The sequence below is a fragment of the Halomonas sp. KO116 genome (assembly GCF_000734975.2).
In the GTDB taxonomy this organism is placed as follows: domain Bacteria; phylum Pseudomonadota; class Gammaproteobacteria; order Pseudomonadales; family Halomonadaceae; genus Vreelandella; species Vreelandella glaciei.
In genome coordinates, this window is record NZ_CP011052.1 from 2,905,425 (window position 1) to 2,926,479 (window position 21,055).

General features: G+C 53.7%; 19 protein-coding genes. 3 read left to right on the forward strand and 16 right to left on the reverse strand.

Features of this window, described 5'->3' with window-relative positions; all coding sequences use genetic code 11:
• Window positions 1-8: 8 nt before the first annotated feature.
• From sixA to KO116_RS13470, 4 genes are all read right to left on the reverse strand, one after another.
• Window positions 9-488 (reverse strand): phosphohistidine phosphatase SixA, encoded by a 480-nt coding sequence (gene sixA / locus KO116_RS13455; protein WP_035566386.1) that lies wholly within the window; start codon window positions 486-488, stop codon window positions 9-11.
• Window positions 481-1,611 (reverse strand): NAD(P)H-dependent glycerol-3-phosphate dehydrogenase, encoded by a 1,131-nt coding sequence (locus KO116_RS13460; protein WP_035566389.1) that lies wholly within the window; start codon window positions 1,609-1,611, stop codon window positions 481-483. The genes sixA and KO116_RS13460 overlap by 8 nt, the downstream gene beginning before the upstream one ends.
• A 103-nt stretch (window positions 1,612-1,714) precedes the next feature.
• Window positions 1,715-3,649 (reverse strand): molecular chaperone HtpG, encoded by a 1,935-nt coding sequence (htpG, locus tag KO116_RS13465; RefSeq protein ID WP_035566390.1) that lies wholly within the window; start codon window positions 3,647-3,649, stop codon window positions 1,715-1,717.
• A gap of 151 nt (window positions 3,650-3,800) precedes the next feature.
• Window positions 3,801-4,133, reverse strand: a complete 333-nt coding sequence (locus tag KO116_RS13470) for a YkvA family protein (protein ID WP_035566392.1) — start codon at window positions 4,131-4,133, stop codon at window positions 3,801-3,803.
• Window positions 4,134-4,270: 137 nt separating this feature from the next.
• Here KO116_RS13470 and KO116_RS13475 point away from each other — a divergent pair, with 137 nt between their 5' ends.
• The gene (locus KO116_RS13475; protein ID WP_035566394.1) at window positions 4,271-6,220 is read left to right on the forward strand and encodes a transglycosylase SLT domain-containing protein; all 1,950 of its coding nucleotides are present in this window, start codon (window positions 4,271-4,273) and stop codon (window positions 6,218-6,220) included.
• Between the two features lie 35 nt (window positions 6,221-6,255).
• On the opposite strand, the gene KO116_RS13480 is transcribed toward KO116_RS13475, so the two are convergent.
• On the reverse strand, window positions 6,256-6,912 hold the full coding sequence (locus KO116_RS13480; RefSeq protein ID WP_035566396.1) for a LysE family translocator: 657 nt from the start codon (window positions 6,910-6,912) through the stop codon (window positions 6,256-6,258).
• A 135-nt stretch (window positions 6,913-7,047) separates the two neighbouring features.
• Here KO116_RS13480 and KO116_RS13485 point away from each other — a divergent pair, with 135 nt between their 5' ends.
• On the forward strand, window positions 7,048-7,251 hold the full coding sequence (locus tag KO116_RS13485; protein ID WP_007114660.1) for a cold-shock protein: 204 nt from the start codon (window positions 7,048-7,050) through the stop codon (window positions 7,249-7,251).
• An 80-nt stretch (window positions 7,252-7,331) separates the two neighbouring features.
• Here KO116_RS13485 and KO116_RS13490 read toward each other — a convergent pair whose 3' ends face one another.
• The 4 genes from KO116_RS13490 to KO116_RS13505 form a co-directional block, all read right to left on the reverse strand.
• Window positions 7,332-8,129, reverse strand: coding sequence for a hypothetical protein (locus KO116_RS13490; protein WP_035566398.1), 798 nt, complete (start codon window positions 8,127-8,129; stop codon window positions 7,332-7,334).
• Between the two features lie 44 nt (window positions 8,130-8,173).
• The gene (gene yegS / locus KO116_RS13495) at window positions 8,174-9,133 is read right to left on the reverse strand and encodes a lipid kinase YegS (protein WP_035566400.1); all 960 of its coding nucleotides are present in this window, start codon (window positions 9,131-9,133) and stop codon (window positions 8,174-8,176) included.
• Between the two features lie 38 nt (window positions 9,134-9,171).
• Window positions 9,172-11,802, reverse strand: a complete 2,631-nt coding sequence (gene pepN / locus KO116_RS13500; RefSeq protein ID WP_035566402.1) for an aminopeptidase N — start codon at window positions 11,800-11,802, stop codon at window positions 9,172-9,174.
• Between the two features lie 74 nt (window positions 11,803-11,876).
• Window positions 11,877-12,362 carry a YajQ family cyclic di-GMP-binding protein gene (locus KO116_RS13505; RefSeq protein WP_035566403.1) on the reverse strand — a complete coding sequence of 162 codons (486 nt, stop codon included), beginning with the start codon at window positions 12,360-12,362 and terminating at the stop codon, window positions 11,877-11,879.
• Between the two features lie 256 nt (window positions 12,363-12,618).
• On the opposite strand from KO116_RS13505, the gene cobO reads away from it, so the two are divergent.
• The gene (cobO, locus tag KO116_RS13510; RefSeq protein ID WP_035566406.1) at window positions 12,619-13,218 is read left to right on the forward strand and encodes a cob(I)yrinic acid a,c-diamide adenosyltransferase; all 600 of its coding nucleotides are present in this window, start codon (window positions 12,619-12,621) and stop codon (window positions 13,216-13,218) included.
• 83 nt (window positions 13,219-13,301) lie between these two features.
• Here cobO and KO116_RS13515 read toward each other — a convergent pair whose 3' ends face one another.
• From KO116_RS13515 to miaA, 7 genes are all read right to left on the reverse strand, one after another.
• The gene (locus tag KO116_RS13515; RefSeq protein WP_008958623.1) at window positions 13,302-14,597 is read right to left on the reverse strand and encodes an adenylosuccinate synthase; all 1,296 of its coding nucleotides are present in this window, start codon (window positions 14,595-14,597) and stop codon (window positions 13,302-13,304) included.
• Window positions 14,597-15,793 carry an ATP phosphoribosyltransferase regulatory subunit gene (locus tag KO116_RS13520; protein WP_035566408.1) on the reverse strand — a complete coding sequence of 399 codons (1,197 nt, stop codon included), beginning with the start codon at window positions 15,791-15,793 and terminating at the stop codon, window positions 14,597-14,599. The genes KO116_RS13515 and KO116_RS13520 overlap by 1 nt, the downstream gene beginning before the upstream one ends.
• Before the next feature lie 199 nt (window positions 15,794-15,992).
• Complete coding sequence (hflC, locus tag KO116_RS13525) at window positions 15,993-16,889, reverse strand: protease modulator HflC (RefSeq protein WP_035566410.1); 897 nt, start codon at window positions 16,887-16,889, stop codon at window positions 15,993-15,995.
• Window positions 16,890-18,164: an FtsH protease activity modulator HflK gene (gene hflK / locus KO116_RS13530; protein ID WP_035566412.1), complete on the reverse strand. Its 1,275-nt coding sequence runs from the start codon at window positions 18,162-18,164 to the stop codon at window positions 16,890-16,892.
• 148 nt (window positions 18,165-18,312) lie between these two features.
• Window positions 18,313-19,623, reverse strand: a complete 1,311-nt coding sequence (hflX, locus tag KO116_RS13535) for a ribosome rescue GTPase HflX (RefSeq protein ID WP_035566413.1) — start codon at window positions 19,621-19,623, stop codon at window positions 18,313-18,315.
• 37 nt (window positions 19,624-19,660) lie between these two features.
• Entirely contained in the window at window positions 19,661-19,909 is a 249-nt protein-coding gene (hfq, locus tag KO116_RS13540; protein WP_007114649.1) for an RNA chaperone Hfq, read from the reverse strand.
• Between the two features lie 165 nt (window positions 19,910-20,074).
• Window positions 20,075-21,013: a tRNA (adenosine(37)-N6)-dimethylallyltransferase MiaA gene (miaA, locus tag KO116_RS13545; RefSeq protein WP_035566416.1), complete on the reverse strand. Its 939-nt coding sequence runs from the start codon at window positions 21,011-21,013 to the stop codon at window positions 20,075-20,077.
• Between the last annotated feature and the right edge of the window lie 42 nt (window positions 21,014-21,055).

Genomic DNA, 21,055 nt, shown 5'->3' on the forward strand with positions numbered 1-21,055 from the left:
TATGGCCATCAAAGCTGGCTCGGCTGGGTAAAACGCTTCAGCTGCGCACAGCCTGCCGCCCAGACCTCGGCTTCAAACTCAGCAATGGCGGCGGTAGGAAAAACAATGCCTTGGGCAGGGCTACCCTCTACCAACAGCCCCGCTAAATCGCCCACCAGCGGCATATGGCTAACCAGCATAATCGGTGTGCTCTCAGGCTGTTCAAGCAGCCAGTCGCTTACTGCATGGGGCGAGCCATCTGGAGTGATAAAATCCAGCGTTTCCAGCGAGGTTCCCAGCGCCTCACAGAGCCTTTGCGCGGTTTGCTGCGCGCGCGCATAGGGGCTGGCATAAATCCTCGGCATAAACAGCTTCCCATCAGCCACGCGCTCAGTCAGCCAACGCGCCATTTTTCCGGCCTCCTGCTCGCCGTGGGGCGTTAGTCGGCGCGCTTGGTCGGGATAGCCCGGCGCGGCCTCACCATGGCGCATAATCAGCACATCAGGCATTCCTGCTTCCATTGTCTTTAGAAACTTGGTCCTTAGAAACCTGGTTGTGAGGAGCTTGGTCTCGATGGGCCTGCTGCACGGCTTCACGGGGCAGGATAAACTCCACATCGCTACTCTGCTCACCCATCATTAGGGTACGCGCCATCTCCTGGGCAGGCACACCGTCAAACAATACGTGATTGAGGCCTTCCGCCAGCGGCATATAAACCCCCATCTCGCTTGCTTTAGCGCATACCAGCTTAACGGTATTTACCCCTTCAGCCACCTGACCAAGGGCATCGACAGCCTCTTCCAGCGTGCGTCCTTCACCCATAGCGTAGCCGACCCGGTAATTGCGCGACAGGTTAGACGAGCAGGTAACGATCAAATCACCCACTCCTGCCAGCCCTAAAAAGGTCATCGGGTTAGCCCCCCGGGCGACGGCAAAGCGGCTCATCTCGGCCAAGGCGCGGGTCATCAGCATACTGCGGGTGTTTTCACCCATGCCCAGCGCTGCCGCCATACCGGCGGCAATCGCATAAATATTTTTCAGTGCACCGCCCAGTTCAACACCATGGCGGTCGTCGCTGGCGTAGACACGAAAGTAACGGCAGCCCAATACCTGCTGTACGCGGGTGCGCGTGAGCGGATCCGCGCTGGCAATCACAGTCGCGGTTAACTGCTTATCGGCAATTTCAGAGGCCAAATTGGGCCCCGCAATCACGCCAATGTGACTAAAGCCCGTTTCCTGCTCAAGCACTTGGCTCATCAGTAAAAAGCCTTCCTGTTCGATCCCTTTGGTGGTACTAACCAGTATCTGCTCAGGCCTCAACCACGCTTTCGCCGCCTGCACCACGCTGCGAAAAGCCTTTGAGGGAATCGCGATGAGTACTAGCTCCGCGTCAGCCAGTACGGCTTGAAGGTCGGTTGAGGCCTCCACGGCCGGATTCATTGCGTAGTGGGGCAGATAGCGCCCGTTACGATGTTCTTGGTTAATTTGCGTGACCAGCGTTTCGTCACGCATCCACTGGCGAACGCGGGCGCCATTATCGGCGGCAATGCTCGCTAGCGCCGTACCAAAACTACCGCCCCCCAGTACCGCTACGTTGATTGGCACTGCGACGTTGGTTTGCTGCTCAGCCATGATGATGTCCTAGTCAGTCCTGCAGAACGTATACCCTTACTTTACCAAAACAGACGGCCCGCTGGGGTAACCAAGCGGGCCGTCATTTACGTAGTGTGTCCTGTTAAGCAGTTAGCACACTATTCAAACGCTTCACGTAGGCAGCCGGATCATCCAAGTGGCCACCCTCAGCGATGATAGCCTGATCCAGCAGGATATAAGCTAGCTGGGCAAAGAGATCGCCCTCAGCACCTTCCAAACGTGCTACCAGCGCATGACTGGGGTTAAGCTCAAGAATCGGCTTCACCTCGGGCAGCGGCTGACCGGCAGCTTCCATAATGCGGCGCATCTGGTAGCCCATCTCATGCTCAGGAAGCACGACGCAGGCCGGCGAATCGGTGAGGCGGTGAGTCACTTTCACCTCTTGCACACCATCGCCCAGCGCCTCTTTAACGCGCTTCACCAGATCCTCTTTGGCTTTAGCGGTCTCTTCCTGGGCTTTCTTCTCTGCTTCGTCTTCTACATCGCCGAGGTCAAGCTCACCCTTGGCCACATCGGCAAAGGTTTTGCCATCGAACTCAGTCAGATGGCTCATCAGCCAGTCATCGATACGGTCAGACAGCAGCAGAACTTCGATGCCTTTTTTGCGGAAGATCTCCAGATGCGGGCTATTTTTTGCCGCATTGAAGCTATCAGCCACCACGTAGTAAATTTTCTGCTGACCCTCTTTCATACGCTCTACGTAGTCCGCCAGCGCGTGCTCTTGGGTAGCCGTATCGGTATGGGTTGAGGCAAAGCGCAGCAAGCTAGCGATTTTCTCGCGGTTAGACGGATCTTCACCCGGCCCTTCTTTCAGTACGCTGCCGAAGGTATTCCAGAAGGTTTGATACTGCTCTTTATCCTTAGCGAGCTTTTTCAGCATGTCCAAGCCGCGCTTGGTAAGCGCCGATTTGATCTTATCGACGTTGGGGTCTTGCTGGAGCAGTTCACGGGATACGTTTAGCGACAGCTCGCGGGTATCCAGCACGCCTTTGATAAAGCGCAGATAGAGCGGTAGGAATTGTTCGGCGTCGTCCATAATAAAGACGCGCTGCACATAGAGCTTAACGCCCCGGGCGCCGTCGCGGTCAAACATATCAAACGGCGCGCGGCCCGGCACATAAAGCAGGCTGGTGTACTCCAGTTTGCCTTCGACCTTGTTGTGACTCCAGGTCAGCGGGTCAGAAAAATCGTGGGCAACGTGCTTGTAGAACGCCTTGTACTCGTCGTCGGAAACCTCACTCTTGGGACGCGACCACAGCGCTGTCGCCTCGTTAACGGTTTCCCAGGTAGTCACTTCACTACCCTCGATGCTATTGCCCTCGTCGTCCTTCGCCGTTTCGGTTTTCGGCATGCGCACCGGAACTTCGATATGATCCGAGTACTTACGAACCAAGCCCTGCAGGCGATAGTCGTCAGCAAACTCTTTGGCGTCCTCTTTCAAGTGCAGAGTGATTTCCGTACCGTGCTGAGCACGCTCGATATCGGCAACGGTAAACTCACCTTCCCCTTTCGAGCGCCACTCAACCCCTTCGGAAGCTTGCGTGCCCGCTTTGCGGGTGCGCACCGAAATTTCATCAGCAACGATAAACCCCGAGTAGAAACCAACGCCGAACTGACCAATCAGCTTGGCGTCTTTCTGCTGCTCACCGGAGAGCTGCTTAAGAAACTCGGCGGTGCCAGAGCGGGCGATGGTACCCAAGTTGGCGATTACGTCTTCGCGGTTCATACCGACACCGTTATCACGCAGAGTGATGGTGTTGGCATCGCGATCGTGCTCAATTTCGATACGTAGCTCGCTGTCGCCTTCGTAGAGCGCATCGTTATCGAGGGCCGCGTAGCGCAGCTTATCGCAGGCGTCGGCGGCGTTTGAGATAAGCTCGCGTAAGAAGATCTCCCGGTTGGAGTACAGGGAGTGAATCATCAAATTAAGCAGTTGCTTAACTTCCGTCTGGAAGCCGAGCGTTTCTTCGTGGTTAGTTGATTTATCAGTTGCTTGTTCGTGGGTAGCTGTAGTCATGCGCTTAGCCCTTATCAATCACGTTGAGTCACATCCCTCTGCGTGTACATGCAGCGGGATAAAATGGTTTCGTGGAGTAGATATGGGGATAGGCAGCGATTTTTCAAGCAACCCTGGTTAACCAGCCACAGGGGTTAACAAGCCGCGGGGGTCAAGAAGGCGTTATATCGGGATCGGTATATTTCCAGGCCCGATAGCCTTCCAGGCGCTGATCAATACGATTAAGCAACCAGCCGACAATCAGCACGTCATCTACCACGCCGATTAGCATCAAAAAATCGGGAATCAGGTCGAACGGCATTACCAAATAGCCCAACGCTAATGCCATCATGCCGAAGGCCGACCAGGGAATCGGCCGAAAATCGCCGCGAACCACATCACGCGTCATAGGGATAAATAGCTTTAAAGCGCGCACAATACGTTTTGTCGCCCAAACGCGGGATTTGAGTCGACGCAGCAACCACCAAGTGGATAATGGAGCCATTAACATTAAATCCTTTGAGTATCTGGGCTGTCAGATCATGATTGCGACTATTCGTTCAGTATAGCGGGTACACCGCAAACTAAATGGGCTGACTTGAACCCAGACTAAGTGACATCGATTTATAGAGAGAGAGCACCATGTTGGTTTCGCCATTTCGCCATACCGCCCGCGTGCTGTGTACAGCACTGCTGGCGGGATTACCTGCGTTTTCGTGGGCCGCATCCGATAGTGAGTTACGCGATGCGCTCGCTGCCGCAAGGGAGCAGCAGTGGTCCCAGATTGATGAACGCTCAATTGAAAACCACCCGCTGCGCGGCTACGTGGAATACCACCGTTTGAGGGGGCAATTGCCTAACGTTTCCCCTAATCGCGTGCATCAATTTATCGACCAGCACGCAGACTCTCCCCTAGCGGGGTGGCTGCGTGGGCAAGCGATTGCAAAGTATGGACACGCAGGGCGCTATAGTGACCTTCTCGCGGTGGCCGATGGCGAACCAGCAGGCACCGCTCGCCAGTGCTACTACTACACGGCGCTGCTGGATGAGCAGCCTCAGCAGGCGAGCCAGGCGGGGTTAGCTTTATGGCGCGTAGGCAGCTCGCAGCCCAACGCTTGCGACCCGCTATTTGAGCGCCTGCGGGCCAACGGCACTATCGATGCCACGGCTATTTGGGAACGCAAGATGCTCGCCTGGCAGGCGGGAGAAACAAACCTATCAAGCTATCTTGGCGGGCTATTAAGCGGCCAATGGCAAACCGCACTAGGCACTGTGGATAGTGTTACCGCGCGCAGCAGCGCAATTACCCAGGCGCCCGCCTGCCTGGGCCCGGAGTGTACCGCCACGGCAAGCTTCTACAGGGCCGCCATGCAGCGCTTTACCCGCGAGGACACCTCGGCAGCACTTGCCGCTTGGCAGTCGCTCTCGCCGCGTTTAAACCTTTTGCCCAGCGACCGTGCAGCCATTGAAGAAGAGTTGGCTTTTTACGCCCTGGTGCGCGATGTACCGGGCACGCTAAGTTGGGTTGACGGCGTACTACCGAGTATTGAGAGCGAGCGCGTGTTAGAGCTGCGTGTCCGCCATGCGCTGGCTAGCCGTGATTGGAACGGCGTGCTCTACTGGATTGCCGAAATGCCCGCTATTCAGCAGGAAAATAGCCGTTGGCAGTATTGGCTGGGCCGCGCCAATGGGCAGCTTGGCAATCAGGCGGCCGCCGAGGCACGTTACCAGCAGGCTGCGCAGGATCGCAGTTTTTACGGCTTTGCAGCAGCAGAAAAGCTCGGCCAACCCTATCAGTTGAACCTTGAGCGCAATCATTTTGACGAAGCGTCGCGCCAGCGTATAGCGCAACTCCCCGCCGTTCAGCGCACCGAGGCCTTGCTACGCATTGGCGAGGATGGGCTCGCCAACAGTGAGTGGCTGCACGCGGTGCAGAGCGGTTCGCCGCAACAGGCACGAGCGCTAGCCGACTACGCCGCTCAGCAGCAGTGGCATGCACGCCTGGTGCAGACCACCATTGCCGCTGAAATGTGGGACGCCCTGGATTGGCGTTTCCCCCAGGCCTATCACGACAGCTTTCAGCACTGGGGTCGCCTCACTGGCGTAGACCCGTACCTGCTGATGGCCATTACCCGGCGTGAAAGCGCTTACAACCCTAACGCTCTTTCACCCGCAGGGGCGCGTGGATTAATGCAGCTAATGCCTGGCACCGCCAGCCAAGTCAGCCGCGAACTCGGCATTAGTGATCCTGGCCCTTACGGCGTCCTCGACCCAGAGCTAAATATCCGCTTGGGAAGCACCTACTTGCGTGACAAGCTGCAACGCTACCAGGGCAATCGCTTAGCAGCCGCTGCGGCTTATAACGCTGGCCCTGGCCGCGTTGACCAATGGCTAGGTGATGGCGTAGAGGCATTTGACCTATTTGTGGAAAGCATCCCCTTCCGCGAAACCCGCGACTATGTGCAGGCCGTGCTTAGCTATCGGGTGATTTTTGAGAGTCTCGCCAACGGCGGCAATAGCGAAGGCGTTTCGTTGCTAAGCGATAACGAACAGCAGGTACGCTACGACCGAGCCCTCCTCGCCCGCCGCTAAGCACTTCTCTACTCGTCACATTACCAGCGCCCGGTTTATACCGGGCGCTGTGTTAATGCCAGCCGAATACCAAACACCACCAATACACTGCCCGTAGCGGCATTTAGAACTTGCGCAAAACGTGCGTTAGCCAACCACTTGCCGGCACTTCCCACCATCATAACCACGCTGATTTGCCAAATATTGGCAATGATAAAGTGCACCCCCGCCAGCCATAGCGACTTCAGTAGCGCTGGGTCTCCAGGAGCGATGAACTGGGGTAAAAAAGCCATGTAGAACACCACGGTTTTGGGGTTCAACACATTGGACAAAAATCCCTCTTTAACCGGCTGCCAGCGAGAAACAGCAGGCGCCTCTTTTAGTACGCCATTAACGGGCAGCGGCTGCCCTCGCCGTGCTGCCAATAAACTGGTGACCCCCAACCAAATCAAATACCCCGCCCCCACCAGCTTCAACATATGAAACGCCCAGGCTGATTGCAGCAGAATAAGCGAGATGCCTAACGCAGAGATGGTGGCATGAATAAACAGCCCACAGCAGATAGCTACACTGGTAGTCACACCATCGCGAATGCCTCCGCGAGCCGTGTTACGGATGACTAGCAGCGTGTCGACTCCTGGGCTAATCGTGAGCAGCGTGATCGCCACCAGAAAGGAAATAAACTGCGCATCAACAAAACCCAACTGCATCATTTGTGCTTGCTCGCAAAGAAATAAAAAATCTTAGGTATGTGGCTGGACGACAGCCGCGTTTGCATCTAGAGTAATTGTAGCGGGTGGACAATTGAGTTGCCCGTTTGAATATTAAGCACGTTAAGGAAATAGAAAATGGCAACTGGCACAGTTAAGTGGTTCAACGATACTAAAGGCTTCGGCTTCATCTCTCCTGATGACGGCGGAGACGATCTGTTCGCCCACTTCTCCGAAATTCAAGCTGAAGGCTTCAAGACCCTGCAAGACGGTCAAAAAGTCAGCTTTGAAGTGACTCAGGGTAAAAAAGGCCTTCAGGCTTCCAACATCCGCCCAGCTTAATTGCTACCGGATGGACAAAGGCCCGCTAACGCGGGCCTTTTTTATGGCTGATTTTTAAGGCTCAGCTTAGCCGCAACTGTTTATTCCTCACGATTGCGATTAGCTGATTGGCTATCTTCACTGGTATCAAGCTCATCCATCTCACTAGCGCCTATATCACTATCACTCGCGTCTGACTCGATCGCTGGGCCAGTCTCGGCCTCTCGACTCTCCAGTTCCTGAAACTGCTCTTCAAGACGCTGCTGCGCTTCTTCAAAGCGACGCTCTGTATCTTCAATCAAAGCCTCAACGTCGGTAGCTTCACGGTTATCTTCCAGCGGCGTTCGCTCTGGCAAGCTGTTGTCTTCGTCCCAGCTAGACGAGAAATCTTCATTTTCCATCGGCTCTAACGTGGGCGCCTGCTGATCTACCTCTTGAAACTGCTCTTCAAGGCGTTTTTCCGCTTCTTCAAAGCGGCGTTCAGTTTCGGCAATCATCTCATCGACATCAGAACGGGTTGCTTCCCCCGGCATTGCGCTTTCCTCATTGAGCACATCGTCAGGGTCGGCTGCCAGCGTATCTTCTTCGGCCTCTACCGTCGCAGCATCAGCAGCAGAATTATCACCGTTCTGGCTGTCACTACCTTCAAGTAGAGCTTCCGCTTGCTCAAGTTCTTCAGCGGCTTGCTGTGCCTCAATGTCATCCTCTACTTCTTCGGGGCTAGACATTTCTGCCGCGTTTTCAGCCGCTGCTGGGGACTCCTCTTCGCGCACTGCTTCATCATCCGTCACCTCAGAATTATCATCTGGTGTTATGGTGGGATCTTCCTGGGAGTCACCGCAGGCACTCAGCAGTAGAGCCATTGCGGCAACTGCAGGTATCCACACGCGATTTGCCATTAGATACTTCTCCTTTATAACGTTTAAAATCTGAGTCAAACCAGTTAAGGCCGGTTGCTGGAAGAGAGTAAGGGGCACTCCTCTGGTAACAGCACACGCAACGCTAGAGGCACTACTTCGGCACAAAAATGGTCATAACAGCGCGCCTCACCATCCAGCGTTAATGGCCAAGGCGGATCACCTGCCTGTGTCGTCAGCGTTAGTTGAGTCGTGGTGAAATAGCGCACAAACCGCCCCTCAGAGGGAAAATTTTGCAGCTCGCTAATCAGCTTGCTCAGTTCTGTCACCGAACGAAAGTCCTTGACCAGAAGCACATCCAGACGACCATCATCAAGCTTGGCCCGTGGCCCCAGCACCTGCCCTCCACCTGATTGGCGGCCATTGCCTAGCGCTAGCAACAGTAGCGATGCACTCTCCTCTTTTTCATCCCAATGCAGCGTGCCGCGATAGCTACGGTGTCGCCATGCTTTGAGCGCGCCCATCAGGGAATAGGCGCCGCCCCCCAATAGTCGCTTTAGGGTTTTCGGCGTTGATGAGGTAATTTCAGCGCCAAATCCCCCGGTCGTCATATTGATATAGTAGCTGGTTGCGGACTCACCACCCGCACCAGCCGTCACACGCACAACGTCAATGGGGTAGGCACTTAGCGCTCTTGCGGCGGCTAAAGCAGGACCTGGCTCTAATGGCAAACCAACTGAAGTGGCAAAATCATTGGCACTGCCTAATGGCACGATACCTAATACCGGCCGACGATCATGGGGCAAACGCATCAGCCCGTTCATGACTTCACTAACCGTGCCATCGCCACCGCAGGCAATCACATGCGTAATACCCATGGCGTCAGATAGCTCAGCAATATCAGCAGCGTCGCCCCCTTCCCAGGTAGCTCGAACAGTAATTTGCATCCCTGCTTGGCGTTGTTCATTGACTGCTTCACGCAATGCCGGGTTACCGGCAGATTTACCATTAATAATAAGTAAATAGTGTTGCTGCGAATCTGTCACCGTTGTTGTTCCTTTCCTTGGTTAACTGCTGTTGCCCATTATGCCAGTGCTTTTTCGACCACCTCATATACATTAGAAGATAGCGGCTCTTGCTTAATACGCTCTAATTGAGACCGCATTAATGCTTGGCGGGTTTCATCAAAACGCTGCCAGCGCGTTAGCGGCGTGATAAGCCGCGCGGCAATTTCTGGATTAAGCCGGTTGAGCTCAATCACCACATCGGCCAGCAGCTGGTAGCCCTGACCATCTAAGCGGTGGAAATTGACTCGGTTCTGGGCAAATGCCCCAATGAGGGCACGCACTTTGTTGGGATTTTTAAGTGAAAAAGCGGGATGTTGCATCAGGTACTTCACGCGCTCAAGCACATCTTCCTGCGGGCGTGAAACTTGAATGGTGAACCACTGATCCATCACTAACGGATCATGAGCCCATTTTTCGCCAAATGATTTCAATGCTGGTGAGGCCAAATCATCGCGATCGCTGTGTACCAGTAACGTCAGCGCTTGACGAACATCGGTCATATTATGATCAGCGGAAAACTGCGCTTCACATAGTACCAAACCTTGCTCATCTTCGATCGACATGAGATAGGAGAGCGCCACATTTTTCAGACTACGTTGGGCAATTTGCTCAGGCGTCGGAGCGTAGGGCTCCTCTGTCACATTGGCCTCATAGACCGCCATAAACTCTTCGCGTAAGGCTAACGCCAGCGACTGGCGCACAAATTCACGTGCCGCGTGTATGGCGTCGACATCCACAATAGGCTGCTGCTCAGCAATATAGGCTTCTGAAGGAAGTGTCAGCATTTCAGCTAATACCGCCTTATCGCTCATTGGGCCGTTCAGAAGTGTTTTAAAGGCATCAACAACACGGCTGTCCATCACCTTCTCGACACTATTACGGTGGGCAGCAATTAAGTCATCCAACGCCAAGAGCGCCAAGCGCTGGCCAGCATCCCAGCGGTTGAAGCCATCGCTGTCGTGGGTCAACAAAAAGGCCAGATCTTCTCGTGAATAGGGGAAGTGCAACTTAACGGGCGCTGAAAATTCACGCAGTAAAGACGGCACCGGCGCTTCAGCGACATCAGTAAAGACAAAGGTCTGCTCATCATCACGTAGGTGAATAACGGCATCTTTGCCTATTTTTTCGCCATTGAGGGTTAATGTTAGGTCTTGGCCTGATTTTGTACCGACTAACCCCATACGTACTGGAATATGCAGCGGCAGTTTATCCGGCTGGCCTGGTGTCGCGGGCGTGCGCTGTCGCAACGTTAAATGATATTCGCCATGCACATAGTCATACTCGCCGTGAGCATCAATATCCGGCGTACCTGCCTGGGAGTACCAACGCATAAACTGGCTTAACTCTTCGCCGGAGGTTTCCGCCATGCAGCCTACAAAGTCTTCAATCGTCACCGCTTGGCCATCGAATCGCTCAAAGTAAAGATCTGAGCCGCGACGGAAATTCTCTTCCCCCACTAAATTACGCAGCATGCGTACGACTTCTGCCCCCTTCTCATAAATAGTCAGGGTGTAGAAGTTGGTAATTTCAATAAAGTGGTCGGGACGAATCGGATGCGCCGTAGGACCAGCATCTTCGGCAAACTGTGCCGTGCGGAAAAAGGAGACATCCTGGATGCGCTTAACCGGTGCAGAATTGGTATCCGCCGAGAAGCACTGATCACGGAAGACCGTAAAGCCCTCTTTCAGCGAAAGCTGGAACCAGTCGCGACAGGTGACACGGTTGCCCGACCAATTATGAAAGTATTCGTGGGCAACGATGCCTTCAACATTCTGAAAGGCGGCATCGGTAGCGGTATGGGGATGCGTCAGCACCGCGGCGGAGTTAAAGATATTAAGCCCTTTATTCTCCATCGCTCCCATATTGAAATCATTAACGGCCACGATCATAAATAGATCCAGGTCGTACTCACGACCATACGCCTGCTCATCCCACTCCATGGCCCGTTTCAACGAGGCCATAGCATGTTCAGTTTTATCTAGGTTCTCTTGTTCCACCCAAAGTTGCAGCGTGACCTCGCGCCCGCTCATGGTGGTGAAGTGATCTTCTACGCGATGCAGGTTGCCTGCCACTAGCGCGAATAGGTAACAGGGCTTGGGATGCGGGTCTTGCCAGGTGACGAAATGACGACCGCCTTCCAGCTCGCCGCGCTCTAACGGGTTACCGTTAGCCAGTAATACTGGTTCACGCTGCTGATCGCCGATCACCGTGACCTTGAAGGTCGCCATTACGTCCGGGCGGTCGGGGTAAAAGGTAATACGTCGAAAACCCTCGGCTTCGCACTGAGTACAGTACATACCGTTGGACTGATAAAGCCCCTCTAACGCCGTGTTCTCTTGCGGTGCGATCTCTACCTCACTCTCCAACACAAACCGCTCTGGAACATTGGCAATACTTAGGGTCTCTGCATCTACTTGATACGCGGATTCATTCAGCGGCGTTGCATCCATTGACAAGGAGATGAGCTTTAAATGTTCGCCGTTTAATACCAGCGGCGCATTCGCGTCAGCCTTCGCATGTCGCTCCATCAACAGTCGCGCTTTCACACGGGTCGCGGCGGGGTCAAGATCAAACGTCAGCTCGGTATGAGTTACCCGGTAGGCGGGTGGCTGGTAGTCGCTTAAATAAACCGGCTGCGGATCAGACATAGTGCGTGACTCCTGTATAAAACGAATATTTATATAGTTAACACCGGGTGACGGCGGCAAGTGGCGCTGCCCTGCTAATCGCGGAAGTTATCAAACTGGAGCGGCAAATCCGGTCCCTCTTCGCCCCGCAGCAGTGTCATAACAGCCTGTAAATCGTCGCGCTTTTTACCCGTTACCCGCACCTTCTCACCCTGAATTTGTGCCTGTACTTTGAGCTTGCTAGCTTTGATGCGCTTAACCACATCTTTGGCTTCCGCCGCATCGAGCCCTTCCTTTAAAGCGACTTCCTGGCGCGCTTTCACGCCAGAGAGCACCGGGTCTTGAACGTCCATACAGCGGGCATCGATGCCACGGGCGATAAGACGGGCTCGCAGCACATCAAGCATTTGCTTAAGCTGGAAATCAACTTCCGCCTCTAGCTGCACTTTGTCGCCTTCCAAAGTGAAGCTTGCATCGACGCCTTTAAAATCAAAACGCGACTGCACTTCTCGGTTAGCTTGGTCAACGGCGTTAGCACCTTCGTGCTTATCGAACTCTGAGACAATATCAAATGAAGGCATGATGTAATTCCTGACAAGACATGACCACCTATTCTAGAGCAGCCAGCCCCCTAGGGGCCAATTCTGTTGTTTATCTCTTGTTCTTTTCGGTGTTGAAGCCTGTTTTATTGAACCAAAACTTGATTATCACTCACCTAAATCTATACAAAAGTTATCCTTCAAGCCCTTCAAAAAGATGTTCAACCCCTGTTAGATGACTTAGGCTAGCGCGACAAGCTTCTTGCCATCTTAAAAAACGTTACCTCCAGGAGACATCATGAGTGACCGCGAGACCCGCCATAAAGCCTCCATGCAGAAGTTGAAAGCACGCGTAGATGAGAAAGTCGCCAGTGCCGACGAGCAGCGCGGCCTAATCATTGTTAATACCGGTAACGGCAAAGGCAAAACCACCGCAGCCTGGGGGACGGTCACCCGTGCCTTGGGTTATGGCTATAAAGTTGGCGTGGTGCAGTTTATTAAAGGTCTCTGGGAGTGCGGCGAACGTAACCGTCTAGAGGAAGACACCAATCTTGAGGTGGCGATAATGGCCACCGGCTTTACCTGGGACACCCAGAATCGCCAAGCGGATACAGAGGCGTGCCACGCAGTATGGCAAGACGCCGAGCGTATGCTAGCGGACCCAGAGATCTATCTGGTGGTGCTTGATGAAATTACCTATATGCTCAAGTTTGGTTACTTGGACATTGAAACCGTTAAACAAGCGCTGGAGAAACGCCCGATGGAACAGACGGTGATTATTACGGGAAGAAATGCCCATCGCGAGCTAGTCGCCATGGCCGATACGGTGACCGAAATGCAGGAAGTTCGTCATGCCTTCAATAACGGCTTACAAGCGCGCCGTGGCATCGACTTTTAAATATAAGCTGATACATACAGAAAAGGGGCAACTCCGTTGCCCCTTTTGCTCATCTGCTCATTAATAGCCAGCTTGAACCGTTATTAACTATCGAACGGGTTACGCAGCACGATGGTTTCCATACGGTCTGGACCAGTAGAAATGATGTCAATACTCGTACCCACCTGCTCTTCGAGGAAGCTGATGTAGGCGCGGGCATTGGCAGGCAAATCTTCGACCCGTTTAGCGCCCAACGTGGACTCTTTCCAGCCTGGTAAATCCTGATAAAGCGGTTCGACAGCTTCATAGCCTTCCGAATCCACAGGATTATCCAGCACGTCGCCATCTTTACTGCGATAGCCAACGCAGACGCGGATATTTTCCAGTCCATCCAGTACATCCAGCTTGGTCAAGCAGATGCCAGAGACCGAGTTGATCTGCACCGCGTGACGCAGTGCTACGGCGTCAAACCAACCGCAGCGTCGTGCACGGCCAGTAGTGGCACCAAACTCATGGCCACGCTCGGCGAGGTGGCGGCCATCAACGTCAAATAGCTCAGTGGGGAATGGGCCTGAACCCACGCGAGTGGTATATGCCTTGGTAATACCCAGCACGTAATCCAAATAGAGCGGACCGACGCCAGAACCAGTGGCGGTGCCGCCTGCAGTGGTGTTCGAGCTGGTGACGTAAGGGTAAGTACCATGGTCGATATCCAGCAGCGAGCCTTGAGCACCTTCAAATAGGATGTTCTCACCGGCTTTACGCAGGTCGTGCACCATGCTGACGGTGTCGCAGACCATTGGGCGAAGCTCTTCCGCCATTTGCATCGCGGTATCCAGCACTTCCTGGAAGTCGACTGCCGGTTCGCCGTGGTAATTCACCAACACGAAGTTATGGTAGTCGAGCACTTCACCCAGCTTGGAAGCAAAGCGCTCGCGATGAAGCATATCGCCTAAGCGCAGGCCACGGCGTGCCACTTTATCTTCGTAGGCGGGACCAATGCCCCGGCCGGTGGTGCCAATTTTAGCGATACCACGGGCCTTTTCACGGGCCTGATCCAGGCGCACATGATAAGGCAGGATCAGCGGGCAAGCGGGTGAAAGACGCAGGCGCTCACGCACCGGTACGCCTTTAGCTTCCAGCTCACGGATCTCTTTGATCAGCGCTTCAGGTGAAAGCACCACGCCATTACCAATCACGCAGGTTTTGCCTGGACGCAAAACGCCGGAAGGAATCAGGTGAAGAACGGTTTTTTCACCGTCAATGACCAGCGTATGGCCAGCATTGTGACCACCTTGGAAACGCACCACGGCGGATGCTGATTCAGTCAACAGGTCAACAATCTTACCTTTGCCCTCGTCACCCCATTGGGTGCCCAGCACTACGACATTCTTACCCATTATGATGCACTCGTCTCTTGTGTCAGGGCCGTTGGCTGCCAACGACCATTGATAAGCTCAAGACGGCGGTCACATTCATGCTCCGCCGGCCCAGTACGCTGCCCAGGCAGCGCTTGAATCACGCGTTCCCCTTGCTCACGCAGTGCAACAATGGCAGCGTTGAGCGACTCATCCTGCTGGGCGGGTGCCCAAATACTACCGCAACTCGGGGCAGCCAGCGCCAACGACGCCAGTTGTTTAAGATCCATCGAGAAACCGGTAGCGGGGCGAGCGCGACCAAAGGCACGCCCTGTATCGTCATAACGCCCGCCTTTAGCAAGCGCATGCCCATAGCCCGGCACGTAGGCGGCAAACATCATACCGGTATGGTATTGATAGCCACGCAACTCAGCCAAGTCAAAGTAGAGCGACACATCAAAGCGTGCCAGTACGCCTTGATAGAGCGCATCCAACTGATCCAATGCCGCCGTGACCGAGGCAGGTGCGCCAGCAAAACGCTCGCGCGCCTGGCTTAAAATATCCGCTCCGCCATGCAGCTCACCAAGCGCCAACAGCATATCCGCTAATGCCGGATCACTAACACTAGCGTCTACAAGCTGTGCTAATTGGGTAGGCGATTTTAGCGCCAGTGCTTCAAATAGCGCGCTTTCCTGCTCATCACTGAGAGCTGCTGCTTCAACTAGGCTGCGGTAAATACCGATGTGCCCAAGCGCTAGGTGGATCTCCTGAGCGCCGGCCGCTTTCATACTGGCCAGCGCCAAGTGAATAATTTCACTGTCAGCCTCAAGCCCAGCATGGCCAAACAGTTCAGCACCTACCTGCACGGGACTACGCCCGCCTTGGTGCTGATCCGCCTTTGCACGCAATACGTTGGTGCAATAACAAAGGCGCACTGGCCCCTGTCGCTTAAGCGAATGGGCATCCATGCGCGCCACTTGCGGCGTTACGTCAGCGGAGGCGCCCATCATGCGGCCGGTTAGCTGGTCGGTCAGCTTAAAAGTCTGTAGATCGAGATCTGTACCCGTACCTGTTAACAAGGAGTCCAGAAACTCAACCGGCGGCGGCATTACTTGGTCATAGCCCCAGCAATGGTAAAGATCGAGCAGCGCGCGGCGCAGCTCTTCCATGCGGCTTGCCTGAGGCGGAAGTACCTCATCCATGCCGTCGGGCAGTAGCCAGCGGTCAGCGATGGTCATGTGAACAATCCTGCAAGACGATGAAGGCCCAACAAACTCAAGCAGTAACGAAGCAATATGATTGCCGACGCCAGCGTTAAATGAGGGCCACAAAAAAACCGGGCGACGCCCGGTTGATAAATTCTATCACGTTTATTGGCCGGATAAACCCCGCCAAGCCCTATGAATGACGAGACGAGGAATACCGGTCAAACGCTACTTACTCACTGTCGCTGTCGCTTCCTTTCGGCTCTGGGTTACGCAAATAGCGGAAGAAATCGCTATTTGGCTCCAGCACCATCAGATTGCCATCGTCAGCAAAGCTTTCGCGATAAGCTTCTAGGCTGCGCCAGAAGGAAAAGAACTCCTGATCCTGACCATACGCTTCAGAGAAGATCGCAGCCGCCTGGGCATCACCTTCACCGCGCAGGGTTTCTGAGCGCTCATTGGCTTGCGCAAGCAACACCTGGCGGCGGCGATCTGCATTGGCCCGAATACGCTCAGCCTCTTCCTGACCTTGAGCACGCCACTCGCGAGCTTCACGCTCACGCTCGGAACGCATACGTTCAAAAACAGCTGCCGAGACGTCTTCAGGCAGGTCGATCCGCTTAATACGAATATCGCGGATAGCTACACCTAATTCCTCACGCATCAACTCGTCGAGTTCGGCGGTGGGGCCTGTCATCAGATCATCACGTCGCTCGGCAATAATCTCTTGCAGGTTCAAACGACCAAACTCATTACGCAGGCTTTCATCCACACGCGGTTGAATCAGGCGAATAGCCATCAGCTCATCGCCAGCCGTCGCCTCGTAGTAGCGCGTTGGGTTAATAACTTGCCACTTAACGTAGGAGTCAACGATCACCGCTTTCTGCTCAAGCGTCAGATAACGGCTAGTATCGGTATCCAGCGTTAGCAAACGCGTATCAAACTTACGAATCGTTTGCGCGATCGGCACTTTTGCGTGCAAACCAGGCTGAATATTCTCTTCGATGACTTCACCAAAACGCAGCTTAACGGCGCGTTCAGTTTCGTCTACCACGTACAGAGTGTTGCTCGCCAGCCACGCAACGGCAGCCAGACCACCAACGATTAGCAGGGATCGATTATTAATCATTTAACGGCCCTCCCTGCGGATGGAGCTACTATTGGTATTCGATGATGAACTGCCCTGGGTGCTACGCAAACGCTCCAACACATCAGGGTCTAACGAGTCATCACTGTTGTTCGCACTATCGCTCGACGATGAATTGCTGCGATTGCCACTAGTACCGCCGCGCATTTGATCCAGCGGGAGATACATTAAGGGGGCGTTTTCGCTCACATCCAGCAGTACTTTCGGCGAATTACTAAACACTTCTTCCATTGTGTCTAGATACATACGCTCGCGCATGATATCCGGCGCATTACCGTACTCGGAGAGTAGCGAGTTAAAGCGGTTGGCTTGACCCTGCGCTTCAGCCACTACCGACTCACGGTAACCCTGGCCCTGCTCAACCACACGCTGGGCCTGACCCTGGGCAGCAGGGATAATCGCATTGGCGTAAGCCATACCTTCGTTGATCGTACGCTGACGATCTTCACGGGCACGGATAACGTCATCAAAGGCATCAATTACCGGCGCAGGCGCAGATGTCGACTCAATGTTGATGGTTTGCAAACGAATACCAGCACCATAGTTATCAAGATAGGACTGCAGGCGACTAGAGACAGAGCTGCCCAGGATCTCACGACCCGAGGTCAGAATATCGATCATATCAGTACCGCCCACCACGTGACGCAGCGCCGAATCCAACGCATTCTCGATTGAGATAGCGGGATCACGCACGTTTAGAACGAAATCACGGGGATTAGCAACTTGGTACTGTGCTGAAATTTCAACTTCAACAATGTTTTCATCGCGGGTCAGCATGGACTGCGTTTGTGTCAATGAGCGAACGCGGGTCACATTCACCATCCGCACCTCGTCAATCAATGGCGGATTCCACTGCAGGCCGGGCTCTACTATGCCCTGGAATTCGCCAAAACGAAGCACAACACCACGCTCGGATTGGTCGACTAGGTAAAAACCCATCGCAGCCCAAATCGCCAGCGCAACAATAATCAGTAAGCCAGGCAAAGCGAAAGGGTTACGGCTTTTACCGCCACCGCCACCACCATCGCTTTTTTTGCTGCCGCCTTTTTTACCGCCACCCAGCATACTGTTGAGCTTATCCTGAAATTTTTTCAGCGCTTCATCCAGATCAGGAGGGCCTTGGTTGTTACCTCCTTTATTGCCGTTGTTGCCACCATTATTACTGCCACGGTTTCCATCATTATCATTTCCACCGCGTCGGCCGCCACTACTCCAAGGGTCGTGCTGGTTGCCACCACCAGGCTCATTCCAGGCCATACTTCGTCTCCACTAAGGTATTCGCTAACGCAAATGCCAACGTTTTAAACGATAGCATTTGCGTTTTGATATTATTGCTCTATAAACCTTGTACCATTTTTATACAAAGCAGAATACAAGCAGCGCTTTAAGATTCGTAATAAGCAGCCTACCACTCATCGGATTCACGTAATGCTACCGGTAAATAAGTATTGGCACGCTCGCCTAACTGAGCCATCAACTGATTAAAATCGCGCCGCGGCAAGCGCACATCCAGCACCGAATGTCCCTGCTCATCAAAAGCTTCCTCACGAACTGCATTCAGTTCGTGAAGACCAGCACGCAGCTTACCTTGCTCAGGATTAAGTGTCAGCGAGAAGCCAATCACATCGTTTGCTAAGCGTTCAGTCAGTGCTTCATGAAGCAATTCTAGCCCCTGGCCCTGCTGCGCTGAGAGCCAAACCACCTCTGGCACACCATGACCATCACGTTCAATACGCGGCACGCTGTCGAGCTTATCAATTTTATTCATGACTTTGAGCACTGGCACATCATCTGCACCAATCTCTTTTAGCACTAGCTCCACCTGCTCCACATTTAATTCGCGGTCAGGATCTGCTGCATCAATCACGTGTACCAGCAACGACGCTTCTGAAGCCTCTTGAAGGGTTGCTTGAAACGCCTCAACCAGCTTGTGCGGTAAATGACGGATAAACCCGACGGTGTCCGCCATTACCACAGGTCCGACGTCTTCAATTTCAAGCCGCCGAAGCGTTGGGTCTAGTGTGGCAAACAGCTGATCAGCGGCATAAACATCAGAGTTAGTTAACGCGTTGAACAACGTCGATTTACCCGCGTTGGTATAGCCCACCAGCGATACACTGTGGATTTCAGCGCGAGCACGGGCGCGACGATTCTGGTCGCGCTGGCTGCGCACTTTATCCAGCCGCTTGTGAATCGATTTAATCCGTCCACGCAGCAGGCGTCGGTCGGTTTCAAGCTGAGTTTCGCCCGGGCCGCGCAGGCCAATCCCGCCTTTTTGGCGCTCAAGGTGCGTCCACCCGCGCACTAGGCGAGTCGACATATATTCAAGCTGAGCAAGCTCTACTTGCAGCTTACCTTCATGCGTTCTCGCCCGCTGCGCAAAAATATCGAGAATAAGACCGGTACGGTCAAGCACTCGGCACTTGAGCTCTTGCTCAACATTGCGCTCTTGAGAGGGACTTAAGCTGTGATTGAAGATCACCAATTCTGCCGCGTGAGCCGCGAGCAGTGCCCGCAACTCTTCCAGCTTTCCTGACCCAATAAATGTACGTGAGTCAGGCCGGTGGCGGCTGGCAGTGAGTAGAGTCGCAGGCTCTGCACCCGCAGAGCGCACGAGCTCTAGAAACTCACCCGGGTCTTCACGTTTTTGCTCATCATGGAAATCGACATGAACAAGAACTGCCGTTTCACCGGCGTCTGGGCGTTCGAAAAACAATCAATACCTCGTGGAATCTCTTGCTTATCCAGCAGTGTTAAATCTCCGCGTCTTGCTCTGCCGGGTCTTGCGCAGGCAAGCGTACGTTACGAGACGGAACCACCGTAGAAATAGCGTGTTTATAAACCATCTGACTGACGGTATTGCGCAACAAGATAACAAACTGGTCAAACGATTCGATCTGGCCCTGAAGCTTAATGCCGTTGACCAAAAAGATGGAGACCGGAATGCGCTCTTTGCGCAGAATGTTCAAGTACGGGTCTTGAAGGGACTGCCCTTTGGACATGTTGCTCTCCCTAAAACTGTCGTTGGGGTTAATTATCAAATGGCGTGCCCTACTAGTGCTACGCCGCAATCTTTTTGCCCGAAAGGCCTAATGTTGTCGAAAAGGCCAAGTGGCCATTCGAAAACATACGCTTACTAAATTACTATCTTGAAGAACTATCTTACGCTAAGCACCGCTTTCACGCACGAGTTTCAACACCTTATCAAGCGCGTCAGGGTGCTGCGAATCCACCCATTCAAGCGATGGCCAGCTTCTTAACCACGTTAGCTGACGCTTTGCGAGCTGGCGAGTCGCGATTATACCCCGCTCTACAAGCGTGGCGTAATCATACTCACCTTCCAGATACTCCCACACTTGACGATAACCAACACTCTTCATCGCCGGTAGGCCTAAATGTAAGTCATTACGCTTTTTGAGGGCAGTGACTTCATTTATCAAGCCCTCATCCATCATTAGTTCAAAGCGCTTAGCGATACGTTGGTGCAAAAGGGCACGATCACTAGGTGCCAACGCTATCGACAACACGCGCCATGGAAAGGTTTCAGGCTGTTGCTCCGCCCATAACTCACTCATTGGCCGACCGCTGGCATAATACACTTCTAGCGCACGTATTAAGCGTTGAGGATCATTGGGATGGATACGCTGAGCAGAAACTGCATCCACTTCGGACAACCGTTTATGCAGCGACTCCAGCCCCTCATATTGCCATTGTGTTTCAAGTTGTTGCCGTATGACCGGATCAGCAGAAGGTAAACTGGCCACCCCCTCTATCAGCCGCTTGTAATAAAGCATGGTACCGCCAACCAATAGAGGAACCCGGCCCGCCGCGCTGATTTGTCGCATCAGCTCTATCGCATCTTCACGGAAGTCAGCCGCTGAATAGGGCTCTGCAGGATCGCGGATATCAATCAAGTGATGGGGTGCGCGAGCAAGTTCAGCGGCACTAGGTTTGGCGCTACCAATATCCATACCGCGATACACCATAGCTGAATCAACACTGATCAGTTCATGCCCTAAGCGCTCATGCAGCGCGATCGCGGTATCGGTTTTCCCGGCCGCAGTCGGACCCATCAAAAAAATTGCCCAAGGGCGCGTATCAGCCATGCGCGGGTAGTGCTCCACTATTTTTCAGAAATTAAATTGTCG